Below are 20,193 nucleotides of genomic sequence, written 5' to 3'. Positions count from 1 at the left end.
CACGGGCCCCCGATCGATCAGCCGGCAGATTCGGCGGTCTTCTGGAGCTCACCGAGGACCTTGGCCGGGTCGTCCTTGACGGCCCCGCCGATGGTCTGCTTGATCGCCGGGTTCACCTCTGCCCACTTGGGGTCCTGGAAGGGGTAGAAGCTGGCGTTCGGCAGCGCGTCGAGGAACGGCTTGAGCTTCTCGTCACCCTCGAGCTTCTTGATGCCGCCGTTGGTGACGGGCAGCAGCTTGTAGGTGTCGGAGATCTTCTGCGCGGCGCTGCCGGTGTAGAAGAAGTCGAAGAACTTCTTGATCTCGGCGGCGTGGCCGTTCTTGTTGAACGCCATGATCCAGTCCATGACGCCGAGCGTGGTGTCGAGCGGGCCGGTCTTGCCGGGGATGGCCGCGACGCCGTAGTTCTTCAGCCCGGCCGCGTCGAAGATCGGGATGGACATGGGGCCGCCGTTGACCATGCCGACCTTGCCCGCGCCGAAGTCCTCCCAGACCGTCTTACGGTCCTTGGTGCCCGGGTTCGGGGTGGTCAGGCCCGCGTCGACCAGGCCCTTCATGTACGTGAACGTCTCGACGTTCTGCGGCGAGTTGATCGCCCACTTGCCGGAGGCGTCCTTGTAGCCGCCGCCGTTGCCCAGCATCCACAGGAACGACTCGCCCTGGGCCTCTTCCTGGCCGAGCGGCAGGCCGAACGGCTGCGTGACGCCGGCCTTCTTCAGCTTCTCGGCGTCGGCCTTGAGCTCGTCCCACGTCTTCGGCGGCTCGGCGATGCCGGCCTTCTGGAACAGGTCCTTGTTGTAGAACAGGGCGCGGGCGGAGGAGACGAACGGGATGCCGTACGCGGTGCCGTCGACCTTGCCGAACTCGGCGAACTTCTGCAGCATGTCGCCCGAGACGTTCGGCGACAGCACCTCGTCCACCTTGTAGAGCAGCCCGTCCTTGACGAAGCCGGAGTAGTCGCCGGTCTGCAGGATGTCGGGCACCTGGCCGTTCTGGACCATGGTGGCGACCTGCTTGTCGATGTCGTTCCAGTTGATGACCTGGACGTCGACCTTGATGTTCGGGTTGGCCGCCTGGAACTCGTCCACGACGCCCTTCCAGAACGTCTCGCCCGAGTTCGGCTTGCCGGGGCCGTCGCCGTAGTCGGCGGCGACCATCTTCAGCGTGACCTGCCCGCCGCCCGACGCCTTGTCGCCGCCACCGGAATCGCCGGAGCCACCCGATCCGCAACTGGCCAGAACCAGCATCGTGACGACGGATGCAGCGGCGCCGCCCACAAGCTTCATGTTCACTGGAGATACCGCCTTCTCGTCGGGCGGGTCGCTGGTCCGTACCAGCTGACGGACCCCGCCCTGGGGGATGGGGCGCGCGAGCACGCAGCCCGACGCGTTTGCGCCAGCGTAAGCCTGCCTCACGGAGCCGGTCTATACCGGCTCGTATCAGTTTGAAAACATCGAAGCCGGAAAACCCTCACAACCGGTCTAGACCGGGCGTCAGAGGATCTTTCTCCGGACGCTCTCCCCGCCCTCTGGCGCACCGATCCACGGCCCCTCGATGGACGGGTCGAGTATGCCCTCCTCGAGGAAGCCGTAGCGGCCTTCGAGCACGTACTCGGCCAGCCGCACGTCGTTGGTGTCGGTGTTGTCCCAGAGCTGGTCGAACAGCGACTCCACGCGACGTCTTGCCTGGTGGCAGAAGGTGTCGGCCAGCTCGTACGGCCGGCGCCCCAGGTCCGCGGAGTCCTCCTCCGCCTTGACGCAGGCGGCCGTCATGGCGAACAACTCGGCCCCTATGTCCACGATCCTGCCGAGGAAGGACTGCTTGTGCTCCAGCCTGCCCTGCCAGCGGGACATGCCGTAGAAGGTGGACCTGGCCAGCTTCCTGCTGGTCCGCTCCACGAAGCGCAGGTGCTGGGCCAGCGGGCCGAAGTCGCCGTACGAGGTGGGCAGGTTGCCGGTGCCGGCCACCAGCGTGGGCAGCCACGTGGCGTAGAAGCGGCTCGCCCGGCGCAGGGCCTGGGCGCGCTCCTGGCGGGAGGCCTCCGGGTTGATCAGCTCCCCCGCGGCCGACAGGTGCGCGTCCACCGCCTCGCGCGTGATCATCAGGTGCATGATCTCCGAGGAGCCCTCGAAGATGCGGTTGATGCGGGAGTCGCGCAGCATCTGCTCGGCGGGCACGCCGCGCTCGCCGCGCGCCACGAGCGACTCGGCGGTCTCGTAGCCGCGCCCGCCCCTCATCTGGACCAGCTCGTCGATCGCCTGGTACGACAGCTCCGACGCGAAGAGCTTGGCCAGCGCCGCCTCGATCCTGATGTCGTTGCGCTGGTCGTCGGCCAGGCGGCTGGTGAGCTCGCAGACGGCTTCGAGCGCGTAGGCGGTGGCCGCGATGAAGGAGATCTTCGTGGCCACGGCCTCGTGCCGGCCGACCTTGCGCCCCCACTGCACGCGCTCGTTGCCCCACTCGCGGGCGATCTTTACGGCCCACTTCGCGTTGCCCGCGCAGGTGGCCGGCAGCGACAGGCGGCCGGTGTTGAGCGTGGTGAGGGCGATCTTCAGCCCTTGCCCCTCGCGCCCGATCATGTTCTTGGCAGGCACCCTGACCTGGGAGAACTCGGTGACGCCGTTCTCGATCCCGCGCAGCCCCATGAAGCCGTTGCGCCGCTTGACCGTGATGCCGGGAGAGTCGGCCTCGACCACGAACGCGCTGATCTTCTTGCCGGTCCTGGCCATGACCACGAGCAGGTCGGCGACGACGCCGTTCGTCGTCCACAGCTTGACGCCGTCGAGCACGTAGTCGTCGCCGTCGCGGACCGCCGTGGTGGACAGACGGGCCGGGTCTGAGCCCACGTCGGGCTCGGTCAGCAGGAAGGCGGAGATCTCGCCCCGCGCGCACCTCGGCAGGAACTCCCGCTTCTGCTCCTCGGTGCCGAACAGCTTGAGCGGCTGCGGCACCCCGATCGACTGGTGCGCCGACAGCAGCGTGGCCAGCGCCGGGCAGTACGAGCCGACGAGCATGAGAGCGCGGCAGTAATACAGGTAGGGAAGGCCGAGCCCGCCGTACTCCTCGCCGATCGTGATCCCGAACGCCCCGAGCGCCGCCAGCCCCTTCACCACCTCGTCGGGCACCTGCGCGGTCCGCTCGATGAGCGCCGGATCGACGTGCGCGTCGAGGTAGCGCCGCATCGCCCTGACGAACTCCTCACCTCGCTTGGTGGCCTCGTCGGACAGCGACGGCACGGGATACACCAGATCCAGCCGGAAGTCGCCGAGGAAGAGCTGCTTGGCGAAGCTGGGCCGCGTCCACTCCTTCTCGCGGGCCTGCTCGCCGACCTCTCTGGACTCCGCGTACTTGGCGTGCTCGGTCATGGCACCTCCCGACGATGCGCCGTCTAGTGCTAGGAGTACTGCCCGCCTGACGGCGCTCTGCGCTGTTTATAGCCGGAATTTGTACGAACGGCGAGCATTCGCTTTCAGCACCCCGAGCGCCACCAGAGCCAGCACGGCGGGAACCACCAGGTAGACGCCGCAGAACGCCAGCGCCACGAGCGACAGCCCCACGCCCACGACGGCGGTGGTCCTGTGCCGCCCCGCGGGCAACATCCGCACGGCCGCCGCCACACCCGCGGCCGTGACGGCGGCCAGGCACGCCGAGGTGGCCCGCATGAGCAGGTCCAGGTCCACCGCCCACACCAGCACGGGCACGCTCAGCACGGCGAGCAGCCCCAGGCTCCGGTACGGCGTCCGGCCCGGCGCCCCTCCCCTGGCGAACCAGCCGGGCAGCGCCCCATCCCTGGCCAGGGCCGCACCCAGCCGGGCGGCCCCGGCGATGTAGGTGTTGACGGCCCCGAACGTCAGCAGCACCGCCACCACCCCGGTGACCGGCCGCGCGGCGGGGCCGATGCCGGTCTCCAGCATGGCGGTGAGCGGCACGCCGGGCATGTCGGGGCCGAGCACGCCCACGGAGGTGACGGAGACGCCCGCGTACAGGAGCGCGATCACGACGAGGGTCACCACGGTGGCCCTGACCAGGCCGTTCTTGCCGCCGGCGAACTCGGCCGACAGGTGGCTGGCCGCCTCCCAGCCGACGAAGGCGAACATGAGCACGCCTGCCGCGCTGGCCACGCCCCCGGCGCCGTACGGGGCGAAGGGGGTGAAGTTGGCCGGGTCGGTGTGCGGCGCGGCGGTGATCACCGCGGCGGCCAGCAGGGCGACGAGCAGGGCGACGAAGCCGATCTGCAGCCGCCCCGAGGTGCGCAGCCCGGCGGCGTTGGCGGCGAAGGCCGCCGCCAGGATCAGGCAGGCGGCCAGGGTGGCGTTCGTGCCCAGCGTGGCCTCGACGTACTGGCCGCCGATCAGCGCGCCCGCGACGGTGCCGATGGGGACGGCGCCGTAGAACCACCAGCCGACCACGGCGGCGGCGTGCCGCCCGAACGCCAGCCCGGCGAAGCTGGCCACTCCGCCGCCGTCCGGATACCTCACGCCGAGCGCGGCGAAGGTGAGCGCGACGGGCACGCTCAGCGCGAGCAGACCCGCCCAGGCGAGCACGGACGCGGGCCCCGCGGCGGAGGCGGCGAGGTGCGGCAGCACCAGCATCCCCGGCCCGAGCACCGCTCCCACCAGCAGCGCCGTGCCCTGTCCCGCGCCGATGCGATGTTCCGTCATGCAGACGAAATTAGTGCAGTCATTCGGCTGTCTCGGGGGTTGACCGAACGTATGGCCGGAAGGGCATGCGAACATCCAGTCATGGACGAACTTGATTCGGAGATCGTACGGCTGCTCCAAACGGATGCGCGGCAGTCCAACAGAGAGCTCGCGCGGCAGCTCGGCATCGCGCCCTCGACCTGCCTCGAGCGGGTCAGGGCGCTCACCCGGCGCGGCGTCATCCGCGGCTACCACGCCGACATCGATCCGGCCGCGCTCAACCGGAGCGTCCAGGCCATGATCATGGTGCAGGTACGGCCGCTGAGCCGGGCGGTGATCAACGCCTTCAAGTCGTCGGCGGCGGCGATGCCGGAGGTGCTCAGCGTGTTCGTGCTGGCGGGCGGGGATGACTTCCTGCTGCACGTGGCGGTGCAGGACCTGGACCACCTGCACGCGTTCCTGCTCGACCGGCTGAGCAAGCGCAAGGAGATCGTCGGCTTCCGCACGTCGGTGATCTTCCAGCAGGTGCACAACACCGTCCCTGAGCGCCTGACCTGACTTTCGTCAGGGGTGGGACTGGACGGTCGGCCGATCCGGAAGGGGGCGGCGCCTCCCTAGGTTTCTCCCGTGAAGTCCCTCCTGATCGGCCTCTCGGCCGCTTTGACGTTCAGCGCCGCCCCCGCCGGGATGACGCCCCCCTCCATCGACGCCTTCCTGCGGCAGGCGCTGGAATCCACCGGCCTGCCCGGGTTCTCCGTGGTCGTGACGCACAACGGCACGATCGTGCACGCGGCCGGGTACGGTCATGACTCCGCAGGCGACGCGGTCACCGAGAACACTCCGATGCGGGTGGCCTCGGTGAGCAAGTCGTTCACCGCGATGGCCGTGATGACGCTCGTGGAGCGTGGCAAGATCGCGCTCGACGGGCCGGTGGCCGCGCAGCTGCCCGGCTTCAGGATGGCGGATCCGCGTGCGGCGAAGATCACCGTACGGCAGCTGCTGAACCAGACCTCCGGCCTTTCGGACACGACGGTCGATATCGCCGCGGTGGAGAGCGCCACCTCGCTCGCCGACTACACCTCCCGGCTGGCCGGCTCCGAGCTCCGCGCCGACCCGGGCACCCGCTGGGAGTACTGCAACGTCAACTACGACCTCGCCGCGAGGCTGGTGGAGGTGGCCTCCGGGCAGCGGTTCGGCGACTACCTGCGGGATCGAGTGTTCGGCCCGCTCGGCATGAAGTCCAGCGCCGTCAGCGACCAGGTCGTCAAACCGGCCGACGGCCACAACTCGATCTTCGGCGCCTGGCTCCCGCGCCCCGAGCTGTCCGGCTTCCTCAACGACAGCGGCTCAGGCGGGGTCATCACCACCGCGGCCGACATGGGCAAATGGCTGATCGCCCAGACGGGCGACGGCCGCCCGCTGGTCAAGCGGAAGAGCCTCGACGTCATGCACACGCCCACCAAGATCCGGGACTACGGCATGGGCTGGGGCGTCGAGCGGGACACCGGACTGCTCGCGCATTCCGGGAATCTGTTCACGTACAACGCCGTCGAGGCCGTCTCCCCCAAGACCGGCTACGGCTTCGCCGTCATGGCGAACGGCGCCGCCCTGACCGACGACACGTACACCATCATGAAAGGGCTGGTCGCGCTGACCGAGGGCCGCACGCCCGAGACGCCCGGAGGCGACCGGCAGCTCTTCGAGCTGGTGCTTGGCGTGCTCGCGTTGGTCGCGGCGGGCCTGGGCGCCGTGGGCGTGCTGCGCTCCCGGCGCTGGGCTGCCAGGCGTTCGGGCCGGCCGTGGCTGCGGCTGGTGCCGCCGCTGCTGCCCGCGGCGGTGCTGGCGGCGTACCCGGATCTGGTCTCGTTCCTCATGAACGGGCGGACGGTGACGTGGGCCCAGCTCACCTACTTCGCCGCGCCTCTGTCGATCACGCTGGTGGTGGCGGCGCTGTCGGGGGTGCTTGTCACAGCCGCCCGCATTCGCGTACTCCTCCGAGCGCGCTAATCAGGCATCGGGCGCACACCGAGTCGTAGCCGCCGCATCAGGCGCCTTCGGTCCAGTACCTCTGCAGCCTGGCAATGGCGTCGTCCTTGCTCATCGCCGCGACCTCGGCATCATCCAGGCCCACTCTGGCAATCAGCAAGTGAACAAGATCAGCGGGCAATGCGTCCGACGACGGCTCGGGCGTTCCGCGATCGGGCTGGGTGCTGTCCTTGACGCAGGCCCAGAACGTCGCCTCGTCCACCTGCAACTGATCACGAAGAATGTGGCTCCACATGCTCTGGCCGTAGGAGCTTCGATCCACCGGATGGGAGATCCGAGTCCTCAGGATCCGCCCATCCGGGAGATCCAGTTCGTACGTGACAGTGTGGGTTTCCGTTCGCCCACGGGCGTTCCGTACTTGACGCCAGCCTTCGATCTGGCAGAACCGATCGTGGTCCTCGCGGGTGGGTTGGGGCCAGGTCACCGAGCCTTCCCCACCAGCCATTCACGGAGCTGATCGTCATCACTGAGGCTGATCAACTGCACCAGCCCCCAGTTCTCACGGTGGTTCGGCGCATCGAGCAAATGATCTTGCCAGTCTTCGGCGTACTCACGCAGCGCATCGACCATCTCCGAAACGGCCTCGTTGAAGGTCTGGCCGTCTGCCGCGATCGGCAGCCCCGGGATGATGATCGACCAGCCGCCGGCCTCCGGAACCGTCTGCGCATGAGACGGAGTGACCGCGGCGAGATAATGACGCAGTCTCTCAACGTCCACGAGTGCGGTGGTGGCCGCCTCGCGACGCACCGTGGCCACACGACCGCGCTCGGCGGCATCCAAGAGTGCTTTGAGATGCGCGCGGGCCTCTGTGTAGCTGTCGAAATGAACGGCAGTCATGGCGGGCACCTCCACTGGAGCGTGCCTCCAGAATGCCTCTCGCAGATAAGTACGTCAAGTACGTCACGTACCTACGCGCTGCATCGCTGGCACTCGCCGAACCTTCCGCGGCGGCAACTGAGCTTTGAGGCCAGCCCGGGCCTGCGCGGTGAATCTGCGTAGAGAGCATCGGCGGGCGCCGCCTCACGTACACCTGGAGGCGGCGCCCGCGCGGCTCACAATCTCTCGATGATCGTGACGTTGGCCTGGCCGCCGCCCTCGCACATCGTCTGCAGCCCGTACCGGCCGCCCGTGCGCTCCAGCTCGTGCAGCAGCTTCGTCATGAGGATGGCGCCCGTGCCACCGAGCGGGTGTCCGAGCGCGATGGCGCCGCCGTTCGGGTTGACCTTGGCGGGGTCGGCGCCGAGCTCCTGCGTCCAGGCCAGCGGCACCGGCGCGAACGCCTCGTTGATCTCCACGACGTCGATGTCGTCGATCGACATGCCGGCCTTCTCGAGCGCCCGCCGCGTGGCGGGGATCGGCGCGGTCAGCATGTAGATGGGGTCGTCGCCCTTGAGGGCGAGCTGGTGGATGCGGGCTCGCGGCCTCAGGCCGTGGTCCTTGACCGCCTGTTCGGAGGCGATGAGCAGCGCTCCTGAGCCGTCGGAGATTTGCGAGGAGGTGGCGGCGGTGATCTGGCCGCCCTCCTTCAGCGTCTTCAGCGAGGCCATCTTCTCCAGCGTCGTGTCGGCCCGCGGGCCCTCGTCGTCCTCCACGCCGTTGATGGGGGCGATCTGGTCCTTGAAGTGACCGTTCGCGATGGCCTTGGCGGCCCGCTGGTGGGACTCGAGCGCGTACTGCTCCAGCATGTCCCTGGTGTAGCCCCACTTCTCGCACATCAGCTCCGCGCCGCGGAACTGCGAGATCTCCTGCTTGCCGTACCGCTCGACCCACTTCTCGCCGAACGGGAACGGCATGCCCTTCTCCAGCGCGGCCGTGATCGAGGAGCCCATGGGGACGATGCTCATCGACTCGACGCCGGCCGCCACGACCAGGTCCTGGGTGCCGGACATGACGCCCTGGGCGGCGAAGTGGATCGACTGCTGCGAGGAGCCGCACTGCCGGTCGATCGTGACACCGGCGGTGGTCTCGGGCAGCCCCGCCGACAGCCAGGCATTTCGCGCGATGTCCATGCTCTGGGGGCCGAACTGCATGACGCACCCCATGATGACGTCCTCCACCGCCGCGGGGTCGACTCCCGTGCGGTCGATCAGCGCCTTCAGTGTGTGAGCTGCCAGGTCAGTGGGGTGGACGGTGGAAAGGCCGCCCTTCTTCTTGCCGACCGGGGTGCGGACCGCCCCGACGATGTACGCCTCTGCCACAGTGCCTCCTGAAACCGAGCATTATTCGGTTACTAAGGGCAGACTACAACAGAACGACGTTCTGCTCACGTGGGCGGGACCTCAGGCGGGCGGGTTCAGGTCCTCAGCGGCGTCGACCCTGAACCGCCACCGGTCCACGACCAGCCCGTTCAGCGCCTCGGCCAGCTCGAGAGCCAGCGCGCCGAGCTTGGCGGGCTCGTCGCCGCGCAGCTCGATCGCGGTCAGCTCGGTGGCGAAGGGCAGCAGCTCCTGCACTGCCGGCGGCTGCCCCTTCTGCGGTACGAGCCCGGCCCGGATGTCGCCCGCCGTGAAGGTGAACTCGTCCTCCTCGTCCGGCTCCAGCAGCGGCGCCAGCTCCTCGGCGGTGGGCCGTACCGGAAGGATGACGGCGGGGCCGCTCCCCTGGTCGTCGGCCGGATCGCTCACCTCACCCCGGCACACCGCGAGCCCCTTGAGCCGGAAGGCCAGGCCCTCGGCGAGGAAGCGATCGAAGTAGTCCAGCGGCAGCGGCCCCTCAGCGGCCACCCGGACCGCCCACACCTGCTCCAGCTCGCCGCCGGTCAGCTCGCTGTCGGCCTCCACGGGCGCGTAGACCCGCACGTCGGTGGCCACGATGTCGTCGCCGTCCTGCCGCGCGCCCGGATCCGCGAGCCGTACGATGCGCAGCAGCTCGTCCGGCTCGGGTTTCGCGGGCAGGGCCGCCGTCGGGCCAGTACGCAGTCTCCGCTTCGCCATCCAGCCCATAGCCCGCCTCCGCGCTTCAGCTTCGATAGGAGCTCGTCATCGTCGCGTAGACGATGATGTTGTCGGTGTAGTGCCCGATACGCCGATCGTAGGTGCCACCGCAGGTGATGAGGTGGAGTTGGGCGTTCTCCTGGGCCCCGTAGACGCGCTGGGTCGGGAACGTCTTCTTGCTCGCCTGCTCGACCCCGCCGACCGTGAACACCGCGGTCGTCCTGTCCTGGCGCTTGACCTCGATGATGTCGCCGTTCTTGATCTCGAACAACCGGCTGAACACGGCACTGCGCGTCCTCGTGTCCTTGTGCCCGAGCATCACGGCCGGGCCCGCCTCGCCCGGGGTGGACATGTTCCGGTACCACCCGACCAGGTTGGGGTCGTTCCCCGGAGGCACCTCGATCGTCCCGTCCTTGGCCAGCCCGATGGACTTGACCGGCGCGTTGATCCCCAGCCTCTTGATCACGATCCGCACGGGCGTGGAGGGCATCATGGGGGGCGCGGGCTTGATCTGCGGCAGCGGCGGCGGCACGTCGGGAGCGGCCTGGAAAAGCGCCTGCTCGGGCTGCCCGCTGGCCTTCCCGTTGGGCTGCTGCGGCAGGGTGAGTGCGTCGCGGTTGCTGGCCAGGCCGTATTCGTCGGGGGACTTGATCACGATGAGCAGCCCGGCCACGACCGTGACGACGCCGGCGATGGCGGCCACGATCAGGACGGTCCTGAGCGCCACGCTCCCCTTGTCCTGCTGAGGCGGCGGCACGGCCCCGCCACCGCCTCCATATGGATAGTGCCCCGACATCTGCGTCAACTCCGGATGGAACGACGGCGCATGATCAGACCGCCTACGGCAGCGGCCCCGATCAGGGCGGTACCGGTCAGGATGAACAGCCGCCCGTCAGGCCCCATCTCGCCGCCCTCGCCCGTGTCGGCGCCGGCCTTGGGCGTCTTGGACTTGCTGGTGTTGCTGGAGGGGGTGACGGTCACCGTGTGGGTGCTCGTCTTCGTGGGCTTGGGCGTGGTGGTGGTCGGGGTGGGCGAGGGGCTCGGGCTGCTGCTGGCGGAGCCCACCGTGAAGGTGAACGCCTTGAGCCCGGACGTGGGCGCCGCGCACTTGATCGCGGGCGAGGTCGAGGAGGTGCCGAAGGCCAGGTCGCCCGTGGTCAGCGACACGGTGCCCGTGGTGGTGGGCTTGACCTTGATGGTGACGCTGGGGAGCGTCGTGATGTCCTGGCCGACGGTGACGGTGCTGAGCGTCGCTTCACCCGTCGCGGTGGCCGGGGCTCCGGCGCCGCTCGCCTTGATGGTGACGAAGATCTTCGGGCTGGTGGTGGGGAAGCCTGTGGGCACCTTGAGTCCATCACCGGTGGTTTGGATGGTTCCGGTCCAGGTGATCGAGGCGTCCGCATTGGCCGAGGCGCTGGTCGGCGTCGTCATGGCGACCTTGATGTCGACGTCGGCCGGGTAGTCGGCGTCGCCGCCGCTGGGAAGCGTGCAGTCATAGGCGACGATGTCGGTGTCGGTCCCGCCGCCACCAGTGCCGATCGTGACGTCCAGCACCTCGGTGGAGGTCGTCGTGCACGTCGCCGTCGTGGTGCTAGGGGAGGCGAGGCTCAGCACAAGTTGTCCGGGCTTTACGCTGACCTTGCCGGTTGTGCCGGTCGGCACAGAGACCTTGTAGACCACGTCCTTGGCCGGCACGGTGGTGCTGGTCGTGACATTGGCGCCCGTCTTGACACCAGGATCTTGAATCGAGCCTGGGGTCGGCGTCAACGTAGCGTTGACCTGCAGAGTCGTTGCCGTCGTCGGAGCGGTCGCAAGCGTCAGCTGAGGAATGTTCACCGTCAGGTCGAAGGTCGCGCCAGCCGTCGCCGAATCGGGAGCACTGAGCCCGACACTGACGGTCTGAGCAGCGCTGCCGAACAGCGTCCCCTGACATGAGTAGCTGAACTGCTTCGTGGCAGCGGCCGAGGCCGCCGTCGGGGTCGAGACTAAGAAGATCGAGCCGACGAAGACGACGAGCGTACCCATCAATCCCAACGCGGACGTCTTACGGGCGAGGCGGCGCCACGCCTGGGACATAAGCACGGGTCCATCTCCGTTTCAAGCCAGCATTAACAGTCGTGCCAGAATTCCAGCCGTTGGTCACGGTTAGGTTGAGATCTTACGAACTGTCCCTGTTAACTTCCCGTAAACAGCCAAATCGGCCAGAACTTATCTCTCAGCCCTTCTTCTTCGACAACGTTGCGTACACGACGATGTTGTCTGTGTAACTGTGCGCCGCCTGGTTGAAGACCCCACCACAGGTGATGAGCCTCAGCTGAGAGTCCTTCGTGTTCCCGTACACGCGAGATGTCGGGAACGACGTCTTGCTTGCCTGCTCGATCCCGCTGACCGTGAACCGCGTGACCTTGCCGTCCGACCGGTACACGTAGATCTGGTCGCCCTTGGCCAGCTCGCGTAGGCGGTCGAAGACGGCGGGGCCCTTGCGGGTGCTCACGTGGCCGTTGATGATCGCGGGGCCGACCTCACCGGGTACCGGCGAGTAGCGATACCAGCCCGTCTGGCCCGGCTTGGTCAAGGGCGGGGTGCCCAGCTTGCCCGCCTTGTCCACGGTGACGGCGCCGATGGCCGAGTTCACCTTGATCTTGGGGATCTTGATGCGGGTCGGCCTGGCCCTGGCGGTCTTGGTCTTGGCCGGGGGGATCGGGGCCACGATCGGGGCGGCCGCGAGGGGTGGGGGCGCGTCGAGGCGGGCCGGGGTCAGGGGGACGTTCTTGCCGCCGGGGCCCACGGTGGGCGGGAGGACGAACGCACCCGCGTTCGCCATCTCCACCTGCGTCGGCGTCTCCTGCGCCGCCGCCAGCGAACCCGGGCCCGAACCGTCGCCCGCGGTGGGCACCAGCGAGAGCAGCGTCACCATGACCAGGCCGACGCCGCCCAGCGAACCGGCGATCAGCAATCCGGGCTGCGCCCGCTGCATCGGCGTCTTCTGCTGTTCGGTCATCACTGAACTCCTCCCGCGTGCGCGGCCCTGCGCCGGCGCAGCAGCAGCCCGCCGCCCGCGCCTCCCATCACGAGCGCCGCCATCAGCCCGTACGGCTGGGTCTGACGATCCGGCGCCTCACCGCTGTCCACGCCGCCCTTGGGTGTCTTGGGCACCTGCGCCTTGTAGTACTTGGTCGCGGTCGGCCCGGTGGTCTTGGGCGTGGCCGAGCCGGAGTTTGTGGCGGTGGCGCTGGGCAGCACGATCACACGACCGAGCCCGCCGTCGTTGGAGCCGCTGTGCGGCGTGGTGTTGGTCGCGGTGGGCGTCGATGACGGGGTGTTCGTCGGGGTGTTGTTGGTGGGCGGGGTGACCGTGGGGCTGTCCGTCGGCGTCGGGCTCGTCGGGGTGCTGCCAGGGATGGTGATGTCGATGGCACCGGGGTCGCCCTGGAGCGTGCAGGTGGCCTGGTTGTAGATCGGCGGCTCCGGCACGTCGCTGATCGTCACCCTGAACGCGTCCACATAGGCGTCCTTGGCCTCGGTGTTGATGACCTCGAGCGTGTGGGGCCCGTATGCGAGCTGCGGCGACTCCCAGAGGACTTGCTGGCCCTCGGTGCCCGTCATGGGGGTCCCGCTGCGGTCCTTGCCCGGCTCGACCAGGGGATCGGTCACGGTGTCCCCGTCGAGCTTCACCTGGATCGCGCCGAGGCCTGGCGCGCGCCTGCCGATGTAGGCGACCTTCGTGCCGGTGAAGTCAAGCGTGGCCTTGGCGTCCTGTGTGCTGGTCTTGTGCACGTCGTTGAGGAAGTCCCCGTACTCCTGCTCGGTGTGCTCACGCCACCAGCCGGCCGAGTAGGTGATCGCCGGCTTGTGGTTGTTGACCATCACCTCGCCCTCGGCGGGCGTGAAGCGGACGAACAGCGCGCCGGGCTTGAAGCGAATCTTGCCCGAGCGGCTGATGGAGCCCTGGTCGGACAGCCCTTCGGGGAGGTCGAGGTACTCGCCGGGCACCAACTCGCCCTGATCCTTGCCACCCCTGGGCCGGAGCTGGCCGTTCCAGGCGCCGCTGATGTCCACGACGCCCTCCAGGTCCAGCGAGGAGCCTGCGGGGAAGAAGCCCGGCGAGCCGAACTCCCTCACGCTCTTGTACGACATGTCCCAGCGGACGCTCATCAGCCCGCCCGCCTCGACCTGCGGGGTCATGCGGGCCTCCAGGTCCACGCCGGCACCCGCGATGCCTCCGGTGCACCTGTAGTTGGCCACCAGCGAGGCCTCGGCCTGGCCCGGGATCGAGGACGTCGCGACGAACGCCGCCGACGCGGCCATGCCCACCGATGCGGCGATCAACGCCTTGCGCCATCGACTCACGGGAAGACTCCGATCAGCCATAAATAGACCGAAGGTAGATCTTAGAGTCGCAAACACCTGCAACACATGCCGAACGAGGCAACGTACGGCACTTGTGATGAAGCCGTGTCCACAACCTCCCCCCGTACTAGAAAAGCGGGTATACCTGCCAGTAACAGAACCCTATTCGGGAGGCGAGGCGACCGATGCGGCGAGACCTCTTCGACGAGGAGCACCTGCTCTTCCGCGAGACCGTGCGCGAGTTCATGGCCCGTGAGGTCGTGCCGCACCACGCTCAGTGGGAGAAGGACGGCATCGTCCCGCGTGAGGTCTGGAAGAAGGCCGGGGAGCTGGGGATGTTCGGGTTCTCGGTGCCGGAGGAGTACGGCGGGGCGGGGATCAAGGACTTCCGGTACAACGCGGTCATCCTCGAGGAGATCACCCGGCACGGCGCCTCAGGGCTCGGGTTCTCGCTGCACAACGACGTCATGGCGCCGTACCTGGTCGATCTGACGAACGACGAGCAGAAGCAGCGGTGGCTGCCCGGCTTCGTCGGCGGCGAGCTGATCACGGCGATCGCGATGAGCGAGCCGGGCGCCGGGAGCGACCTGCAGGGGATCAGGACCACGGCCATCCTCGAGGGCGACCACTACCTGGTGAACGGCCAAAAGACGTTCATCACGAACGGCATCAACGCCGACCTCGTCGTCGTGGTGGCCAAGACCGATCCCGGCGCCGGCGCCAAGGGGACGACCCTGGTCGTGGTCGAGCGCGGCATGGAGGGCTTCGAGCGAGGGCGGAACCTCGAGAAGATCGGGATGAAGGCACAGGACACGGCCGAGCTGTTCTTCGAGAACGTACGGGTGCCCGTCGCGAACCGCCTCGGCCCGCGCGACGGCGAGGGGTTCTTCCAGCTCATGAACAACCTGCCGCAGGAGCGCCTGTCGATCGCCGTGGGGGCGGTCGCCGCGGCGGAGGCCGTCCTGGAGGAGACCATCGAGTACTGCAAGACCCGCAAGGCGTTCGGGCGGAGCATCGGCTCGTTCCAGAACACCCGGTTCGTCCTGGCGGAGCTGGCCACCGAGACCGAGATCGCCCGCCACTACGTGGACAAGTGCATCCTGGCGCTCAACGTCGGCGAGCTCACCGCGGTGGACGCGGCCAAGGCCAAGTGGTGGACCACCGAGCTGCAGAACAAGGTCATCGACCGCTGCCTCCAGCTCCACGGCGGGTACGGCTACATGATGGAGTACCCGGTCGCCAAGGCGTGGCTCGACAGCCGGGTGCAGACGATCTACGGCGGCACCACCGAGATCATGAAGGAGATCATCGGCCGTACCTTCGGATTCTGACCGCGCGGCAAGGCGGTCCGCACCCCATACTGGACGCATGGACGGCGGCCTGATCCTCCTGGTTTTCCTGGCGTTCCTGTTCGCCTGGGGCCTCAACCGCGTGCGCCGGGCGTTCCGCCTGGGTCCGGTCGGCTATGTCGGCGTGATGGTCGTCTTCGTCATCGCCATGCTGCTCGTCTGGGGCCAGACCAAGCTTTGACTTGCTCCCCGGCCTTCACCGGGGAATCCCGTGCCGCTTATCGCCTAAGGCTTCGGATCCACAAGATGGCTCCGCGTAGATGAAGGCCGGCGAGGTAGCTGCTGGGATTCTTGTCGAAGCGGAAGGCCCCGCGATCATGGCCTGCATCAACTGCTCGAAGACACCGGCAGTGACCCATAACCTGTCATACACGGTCGACCACGGTCCGTGCTCAGCAGGCAGATCCCGCCACGGACTGCCGGTACTAAGCCGCCACATCACGCCGTTGAACTGCTGTCGCCGGTCCGGGATCGGGCCTCGCTCACCCAGCGGCAGGTGCGGTTCGATCAAGGACCACTCGTCATCGGTGAGGTCTCCCCGCGCCATGGCGATGGCCTACCAGGTTGCAGATCAACGCGCAGGGGAATCCCTCTGGTCTCAGCCCCCTGCAGGTCCTAGCTGGTTCAGCAGTCCCAACATGTTTAGCTGTCCGAAGTGCTGGGAGATCGTCCCACCTTCGAAATGATCGATGTGAATGACTCCGACCGAGACACTCCTACCGGTCGGCGCGATCTGCTGGAACGCGCCGGTGTGCGTACCCTGAAAACGACAGCGAGTCACGACCGCATCGTCGCCGACCACATACTCATCGATGACGTGGTGCCCGTCCGGGAAGCCCTCGTGAAACGCTTCCAGCTGTTGACGCCACTCCGCGAGCCCCATCGGCGACCGGTCGCCCACTGACGCCACGAAGTCAGGTGTCACCAGCCGTTCGACGGCGCTCCAGTTCCGCGAATCCAGCGACGCGTAGAACTCACTCGTGATCGTTTGAAGATTCTCCATGCTTCTGATCATCGCAAAGTTGCCTGCGTGTGCTTACCGGGACCGGAACCACAGCGCAGGCTCTCTGATCTCAACTCCGTACGAGCCCTAGCCGGGCATCCCCTCGACGAAGCGGGTGAGCAGCCGAGCGAACTCCGCCCGCTCCTCCGCCGACCACCCCTCCATGGCCGCCGCGAACGCCACCTGCCTGCCGCGGTGCGCCTGTTCCAGCGCCGCCTGACCCGCGTCGGTCAGCACCAGCCACGCCCGGCGCCCGTCGGCCTGGTCGGCCTCCCGCCTGACCAGGCCCGCCGTCACGGCCGCCGCCACGAGCCGGCTCGCCCTCGGCTGATCGACGTTGAGCGCCTGCGCGACCGTGGACACGGTGGCGGGCTCGCCGGCGCCCTCGATCACGTCGAGCACCTCGAACTCCGGCCCCAGGGCGCCCTGCTGCCGCGCCAGCGCCCGCCTGCTCTGCCGCCGCCTGATCGCGACCATCGCCCGCTCAATCGCGGCAATTTCCTTGTCTTTATACATATAGTTGCTATCCTACATCTATGGACAGACCGATCGGCCACTGGCTGAAGCATCTCGACAACCTGCTGGAAGACGCCATGGAGCAGGCGCTCCAGACCACCACCCGCCGGGAGTGGCAGGTGCTCAACCTGGCGGCCCAAGAAAGCACTTACACCATGCCGTTCACGGGGGTGGACGAGGCGGTGGAGCGGCTCACCGCCAAGGGCTGGCTGGCGGACGGCAAGCTCACCGACGCGGGCAGGGCCGCACATGAGGAGATCTCCGAGAAGGTCGGGCATTTCAGGCAACAGGTGCTCGTGGGCGTGAGCTCGCAGGAGTATCTGGCCACCGTCGACGTGCTCCGCCGCATGTCCGCCAATCTCACGAAATAGCGCTTGATTCCAGGATGATGCGGGCCACGAGCTCGGGGTCGTCGCTCATCGGTACGTGACCGCAGCCCTTCAGCAGCTTGACCCGCTGCCCCGACCAGCGGGCCGCGCGTACGGCCTGGCGGCGCAGCAGCAGCCGGTCGTGCTCGCCCCACGCGATCGTGATGGGCGACTTGGGCGGCGCGGGCGGCATCAATCCGGCGAACGACTCAAGCGTCTCGTCGAAGCCGCTCGCCTCACTCAGGGCCTGCACGGCCGCCGCCAGCGCGTGCGGCTCCAACCTGGACGGGTGGGCGACCAGGATCCCGATGGACGCGCTGCTCAGGAGCGGGGTGGCGCCGAACCTGGCCCCCGCTCGCAAGGCACGTAGCATCGCCTGGGCGTAGAGCAGCTCCGGGCGGGACCAGAAGCCGGTGGGCGACAGCGCCGTCGCCGTGCGTACGACACCGCGCGAGGCCAGCTCGAGCGCGATGTAGCCGCCGAGCGAGTTGCCCGCCATGTGCGGCTCGCGCACGCCGAGCCGCGCGCAGAACGACTCGACCGCGTCCGCCAGCGACTCGGCGGTGTAGGGGATGCCCTCAGGGAGCCCCGGCGAGACTCCGAAGCCGGGCAGGTCGACCGCGATCACCGTGCGGGAGGCGGCAAGCCGGTCCATCACCGGCAGCCAGGCCTGCCAGTGGTGACCGATGCCGTGAATGAGGATCAGCGGCGCACCGGTGCCTCGTCGCTCGAACGCCAGCTCCACAAGGCCAGCTAATCACTCACCTGCCGCGGGTGGGAATCTCGAACCAGACGGCTTTGCCTTCCCTGGTAGGACGCGATCCCCAGCGTCTGGCCAGCTGGTCGACGAGGTAGAGACCGCGTCCGCCCTCGTCGTTCTCCCCCGCGCTGCGGATGCGCGGCAGGCGCAGATCCTGGTCGAAGACCTCGACCCAGACCGCCTCCTCGCCTCTGCGCAGCCTCAGCGTGAACTCCTTGTCGCCGACCACTTCGTCCTCGAAGCCCGGCATGTCCCAGGACTCCTCGAACGGCAGCGGCGGCCCTTCCACGACCAGCTCCCTGCGCGGGATGCTGGCGGTGGCCGCGTGGAGCACGACATTGGTCACGACCTCGGAGACGAGCAGGCAGGCCAGCTCGGCCCGCTCCTCGGGGACGTTCCAGCTCGAGAAGGCCTCCGACGCCATGCGGCGCGCCTCCCCCACCATGATCGGCTGGGCGGGGAACGTGCGCTCCTCGACGTCGAGGTCGACGTCGCTGGAGCGGACGACCAGGATCGCCATGTCGTCGTCGATCTCGCCGGGCACGGCCACCGTGGCGGTGTCGGCGATGCGCTCGACCTCGGCGCCGGACATCTTGGCGAGCTTCTCGCAGAGCACGCCGAGCGTCTCCTCCTCGCTCGGCATCCGGCCGTCGCGGCCCGGCCGGCGGTCGACCAGCCCGTCGGTGTAGAGCAGCAGCGCGGCGCCCGGCGGGAGGGTGCGCGTCTCCTCCTTGTAGACCAGGTCGGCGTGCAGGCCCTTGGCGCGGACGCCGAGCGGCTGGCCGACCTCCTCGATGTCGAGCTCGACGCACTGGCCGTCGACCAGCAGCAGCGGCGGCGCGTGGCCCGCGTTGGCGAACGACAGCTGGCGCGACCAGGCGTCGTAGACCAGGTATTGGCAGGTCACGATGGGCGGGATGCTGACCTCGGCGCCGTTGTCGTCGTGCTCGGGCGTGGCGATGATGCGGGTCCACTCGTCGAGCCTGGCCAGGATGTCGGCCGGTGACTTGTCGTCCTGGGCGAAGGCCCGCAGCGCCGCCCTGAGCTGGCCCATGATGGCCGCCGCCTTGGCGCCCCTGCCCTCGACGTCGCCGATCACGATGCCGACCCGGCCGGCCGAGAGCGGGATCACGTCGTACCAGTCGCCGCCGACCTGGGTCTGGATGCCCTGCCCGTGGGAGGCGAGCGGGGCCGCCGGGTAGTAGCGCACCGCGATCTCGAGGCCGTCGAGCTGCGGCAGCGCCCGGGGCAGCAGGTATTTCTGGAACGACTCCGCCGTGTGGCGCTCCTCCTCGAACAGCAGCGCGTTGTCGATGGCGAGCGCGACCCTGGTGGCGATGGCGCCCACGAAGTCACGGTCGAAGGCGTCGTAGTGGGGGCTGCGCCGTTCGGTGAGGTTGGACAGGCCGAGGTACATCAGCCCGAGCGTCTCACCACGCACCAGCAGGGGCGCGGCGATGGCGGAGGTCATGCCGATCTCGCCGCACAGCTGCGCGCTGCCCTCGCTGGGGGCCGGGTAGCTGCTTGAGGCGAAGCTCTCGACCAGGATGGTCTCCTGGCGGCGCAGCGCCGTGTCCGCGTAGTGGCCGATGGGGTAGCGGATCTCCGCGCCCACCGGCATCCATGTGCCCGGCGGGGGCGTCCACCCCTGCACGTGTTGTGAGACCCGGCGGACGAGCCTGTCGCCCTCCATCAGCTCGATGAAGCAGTGGTCGGCGAACTGCGGGACCAGCATCTCGGCGACCCGCTTGAGCGTCTCCTCGACGTAGAGCGAGCCCGCCAGCCGCTCGCCGATGCGCTCGAGCAGGCCGAACCGGTCTTTTTCCCGCTCGTTGCTGCGCAGCGCCTCGCGGGCCGTGATGACGATGCCCGTCACCGAGCCCGAGGGGTGGCGCAACGGCACGGCCTGGGCGCGCACGTAGACGATGGTGCCGTCGCCGCGTCTGACGTCGAACGTGCCCTCCCACACGCCGCCCTTGAGCACGTGCTTGGCCAGATCGATGGCGAGCGGGTGGTCCTTCTCCAGAATCCCGAGGGACAGGACGGGCGTGTCACGCGAAGGCGACTTGCGGCCGAAGAGCTTCTCGGCGAACGGGTTCCAGTAGAGGAGATTGCTGAAACGGTCGGTGACGACCACCGCCATCTCGGCGTGGTCGAGCACAGATCCGGCATTAAGGTGATCAGCCGTTTCTTGTGACAGATCCCCCCAACGGTTCATCCGGAGACCA

General features: G+C 68.4%; 21 protein-coding genes. 5 read left to right on the top strand and 16 right to left on the bottom strand.

Features of this window, described 5'->3' with window-relative positions:
• Positions 1–17: 17 nt before the first annotated feature.
• From ACQPWU_RS05275 to ACQPWU_RS05265, 3 genes are all read right to left on the bottom strand, one after another.
• Complete coding sequence (locus ACQPWU_RS05275; RefSeq protein WP_433445157.1) at positions 18–1,286, bottom strand: extracellular solute-binding protein; 1,269 nt, start codon at positions 1,284–1,286, stop codon at positions 18–20.
• Positions 1,287–1,493: 207 nt separating this feature from the next.
• Positions 1,494–3,365, bottom strand: coding sequence for an acyl-CoA dehydrogenase family protein (locus ACQPWU_RS05270; RefSeq protein ID WP_433437299.1), 1,872 nt, complete (start codon positions 3,363–3,365; stop codon positions 1,494–1,496).
• A gap of 66 nt (positions 3,366–3,431) precedes the next feature.
• Positions 3,432–4,661 (bottom strand): APC family permease, encoded by a 1,230-nt coding sequence (locus ACQPWU_RS05265; RefSeq protein WP_433437297.1) that lies wholly within the window; start codon positions 4,659–4,661, stop codon positions 3,432–3,434.
• An 81-nt stretch (positions 4,662–4,742) separates the two neighbouring features.
• Between ACQPWU_RS05265 and ACQPWU_RS05260 the strand changes: the two genes are divergently transcribed.
• Entirely contained in the window at positions 4,743–5,198 is a 456-nt protein-coding gene (locus ACQPWU_RS05260) for an Lrp/AsnC family transcriptional regulator (RefSeq protein ID WP_357595709.1), read from the top strand.
• A gap of 69 nt (positions 5,199–5,267) precedes the next feature.
• On the top strand, positions 5,268–6,647 hold the full coding sequence (locus ACQPWU_RS05255; RefSeq protein ID WP_433437295.1) for a serine hydrolase domain-containing protein: 1,380 nt from the start codon (positions 5,268–5,270) through the stop codon (positions 6,645–6,647).
• Positions 6,648–6,684: 37 nt separating this feature from the next.
• On the opposite strand, the gene ACQPWU_RS05250 is transcribed toward ACQPWU_RS05255, so the two are convergent.
• The 8 genes from ACQPWU_RS05250 to ACQPWU_RS05215 form a co-directional block, all read right to left on the bottom strand.
• Entirely contained in the window at positions 6,685–7,110 is a 426-nt protein-coding gene (locus ACQPWU_RS05250; RefSeq protein ID WP_433437293.1) for a cytotoxic translational repressor of toxin-antitoxin stability system, read from the bottom strand.
• Positions 7,107–7,523 (bottom strand): prevent-host-death protein, encoded by a 417-nt coding sequence (locus tag ACQPWU_RS05245; protein WP_433437291.1) that lies wholly within the window; start codon positions 7,521–7,523, stop codon positions 7,107–7,109. Before ACQPWU_RS05245 ends, ACQPWU_RS05250 begins: the two co-directional genes overlap by 4 nt.
• 215 nt (positions 7,524–7,738) lie before the next feature.
• Positions 7,739–8,884, bottom strand: coding sequence for an acetyl-CoA C-acetyltransferase (locus ACQPWU_RS05240; protein WP_433437290.1), 1,146 nt, complete (start codon positions 8,882–8,884; stop codon positions 7,739–7,741).
• A gap of 81 nt (positions 8,885–8,965) precedes the next feature.
• Entirely contained in the window at positions 8,966–9,619 is a 654-nt protein-coding gene (locus tag ACQPWU_RS05235) for a hypothetical protein (RefSeq protein WP_433437288.1), read from the bottom strand.
• Positions 9,620–9,644: 25 nt separating this feature from the next.
• Positions 9,645–10,376 carry a class F sortase gene (locus ACQPWU_RS05230; RefSeq protein ID WP_433437286.1) on the bottom strand — a complete coding sequence of 244 codons (732 nt, stop codon included), beginning with the start codon at positions 10,374–10,376 and terminating at the stop codon, positions 9,645–9,647.
• A gap of 44 nt (positions 10,377–10,420) precedes the next feature.
• Positions 10,421–11,701, bottom strand: coding sequence for a hypothetical protein (locus ACQPWU_RS05225; RefSeq protein WP_433437284.1), 1,281 nt, complete (start codon positions 11,699–11,701; stop codon positions 10,421–10,423).
• A gap of 133 nt (positions 11,702–11,834) precedes the next feature.
• Positions 11,835–12,620: a class F sortase gene (locus ACQPWU_RS05220; protein ID WP_433437282.1), complete on the bottom strand. Its 786-nt coding sequence runs from the start codon at positions 12,618–12,620 to the stop codon at positions 11,835–11,837.
• Positions 12,620–13,969: a hypothetical protein gene (locus ACQPWU_RS05215; protein ID WP_433437280.1), complete on the bottom strand. Its 1,350-nt coding sequence runs from the start codon at positions 13,967–13,969 to the stop codon at positions 12,620–12,622. The genes ACQPWU_RS05220 and ACQPWU_RS05215 overlap by 1 nt, the downstream gene beginning before the upstream one ends.
• A gap of 185 nt (positions 13,970–14,154) precedes the next feature.
• Here ACQPWU_RS05215 and ACQPWU_RS05210 point away from each other — a divergent pair, with 185 nt between their 5' ends.
• Together ACQPWU_RS05210 and ACQPWU_RS05205 are read left to right on the top strand one after the other, a co-directional pair.
• Complete coding sequence (locus ACQPWU_RS05210) at positions 14,155–15,300, top strand: acyl-CoA dehydrogenase family protein (protein WP_433437278.1); 1,146 nt, start codon at positions 14,155–14,157, stop codon at positions 15,298–15,300.
• 37 nt (positions 15,301–15,337) lie between these two features.
• Positions 15,338–15,499 carry a hypothetical protein gene (locus tag ACQPWU_RS05205; protein ID WP_433437277.1) on the top strand — a complete coding sequence of 54 codons (162 nt, stop codon included), beginning with the start codon at positions 15,338–15,340 and terminating at the stop codon, positions 15,497–15,499.
• Positions 15,500–15,514: 15 nt separating this feature from the next.
• Here ACQPWU_RS05205 and ACQPWU_RS05200 read toward each other — a convergent pair whose 3' ends face one another.
• The 3 genes from ACQPWU_RS05200 to ACQPWU_RS05190 all read right to left on the bottom strand — a co-directional run bounded on the left by ACQPWU_RS05200 (position 15,515) and on the right by ACQPWU_RS05190 (position 16,837).
• Positions 15,515–15,865, bottom strand: a complete 351-nt coding sequence (locus ACQPWU_RS05200; RefSeq protein ID WP_433437276.1) for a transposase — start codon at positions 15,863–15,865, stop codon at positions 15,515–15,517.
• A 51-nt stretch (positions 15,866–15,916) separates the two neighbouring features.
• Positions 15,917–16,321, bottom strand: coding sequence for an ester cyclase (locus ACQPWU_RS05195; RefSeq protein ID WP_433437275.1), 405 nt, complete (start codon positions 16,319–16,321; stop codon positions 15,917–15,919).
• Positions 16,322–16,408: 87 nt separating this feature from the next.
• On the bottom strand, positions 16,409–16,837 hold the full coding sequence (locus ACQPWU_RS05190; protein ID WP_433437273.1) for a MarR family winged helix-turn-helix transcriptional regulator: 429 nt from the start codon (positions 16,835–16,837) through the stop codon (positions 16,409–16,411).
• Between the two features lie 20 nt (positions 16,838–16,857).
• Between ACQPWU_RS05190 and ACQPWU_RS05185 the strand changes: the two genes are divergently transcribed.
• On the top strand, positions 16,858–17,208 hold the full coding sequence (locus ACQPWU_RS05185; protein WP_433437272.1) for a helix-turn-helix domain-containing protein: 351 nt from the start codon (positions 16,858–16,860) through the stop codon (positions 17,206–17,208).
• Here ACQPWU_RS05185 and ACQPWU_RS05180 read toward each other — a convergent pair.
• Together ACQPWU_RS05180 and ACQPWU_RS05175 are read right to left on the bottom strand one after the other, a co-directional pair.
• Positions 17,198–17,950: an alpha/beta fold hydrolase gene (locus tag ACQPWU_RS05180; RefSeq protein WP_433437269.1), complete on the bottom strand. Its 753-nt coding sequence runs from the start codon at positions 17,948–17,950 to the stop codon at positions 17,198–17,200. The two genes, ACQPWU_RS05185 and ACQPWU_RS05180, sit on opposite strands and share 11 nt — an antisense overlap.
• A gap of 16 nt (positions 17,951–17,966) precedes the next feature.
• Entirely contained in the window at positions 17,967–20,183 is a 2,217-nt protein-coding gene (locus tag ACQPWU_RS05175; RefSeq protein WP_433437267.1) for a SpoIIE family protein phosphatase, read from the bottom strand.
• Between the last annotated feature and the right edge of the window lie 10 nt (positions 20,184–20,193).

Source organism: Nonomuraea sp. CA-141351, from assembly GCF_050944675.1.
GTDB lineage: Bacteria > Actinomycetota > Actinomycetes > Streptosporangiales > Streptosporangiaceae > Nonomuraea.
Note: the sequence above shows the minus strand (reverse complement) of the source record. Positions and strands in the feature narration are given on the sequence as shown.

Excerpts from the sequence above, each read along its gene's own strand:
- ACQPWU_RS05185 (WP_433437272.1), top strand. The coding sequence starts at position 16,858 with ATGGACAGACCGATCGGCCACTGGCTGAAGCATCTCGACAACCTGCTG.
- ACQPWU_RS05275 (WP_433445157.1), bottom strand. The coding sequence starts at position 1,286 with ATGAAGCTTGTGGGCGGCGCCGCTGCATCCGTCGTCACGATGCTGGTT.
- ACQPWU_RS05175 (WP_433437267.1), bottom strand. The coding sequence starts at position 20,183 with ATGAACCGTTGGGGGGATCTGTCACAAGAAACGGCTGATCACCTTAAT.
- ACQPWU_RS05190 (WP_433437273.1), bottom strand. The coding sequence starts at position 16,837 with ATGTATAAAGACAAGGAAATTGCCGCGATTGAGCGGGCGATGGTCGCG.
- ACQPWU_RS05270 (WP_433437299.1), bottom strand. The coding sequence starts at position 3,365 with ATGACCGAGCACGCCAAGTACGCGGAGTCCAGAGAGGTCGGCGAGCAG.
- ACQPWU_RS05260 (WP_357595709.1), top strand. The coding sequence starts at position 4,743 with ATGGACGAACTTGATTCGGAGATCGTACGGCTGCTCCAAACGGATGCG.
- ACQPWU_RS05200 (WP_433437276.1), bottom strand. The coding sequence starts at position 15,865 with ATGGCGCGGGGAGACCTCACCGATGACGAGTGGTCCTTGATCGAACCG.
- ACQPWU_RS05205 (WP_433437277.1), top strand. The coding sequence starts at position 15,338 with ATGGACGGCGGCCTGATCCTCCTGGTTTTCCTGGCGTTCCTGTTCGCC.
- ACQPWU_RS05265 (WP_433437297.1), bottom strand. The coding sequence starts at position 4,661 with ATGACGGAACATCGCATCGGCGCGGGACAGGGCACGGCGCTGCTGGTG.
- ACQPWU_RS05235 (WP_433437288.1), bottom strand. The coding sequence starts at position 9,619 with ATGGCGAAGCGGAGACTGCGTACTGGCCCGACGGCGGCCCTGCCCGCG.
- ACQPWU_RS05210 (WP_433437278.1), top strand. The coding sequence starts at position 14,155 with ATGCGGCGAGACCTCTTCGACGAGGAGCACCTGCTCTTCCGCGAGACC.
- ACQPWU_RS05245 (WP_433437291.1), bottom strand. The coding sequence starts at position 7,523 with ATGACTGCCGTTCATTTCGACAGCTACACAGAGGCCCGCGCGCATCTC.
- ACQPWU_RS05195 (WP_433437275.1), bottom strand. The coding sequence starts at position 16,321 with ATGGAGAATCTTCAAACGATCACGAGTGAGTTCTACGCGTCGCTGGAT.
- ACQPWU_RS05220 (WP_433437282.1), bottom strand. The coding sequence starts at position 12,620 with ATGACCGAACAGCAGAAGACGCCGATGCAGCGGGCGCAGCCCGGATTG.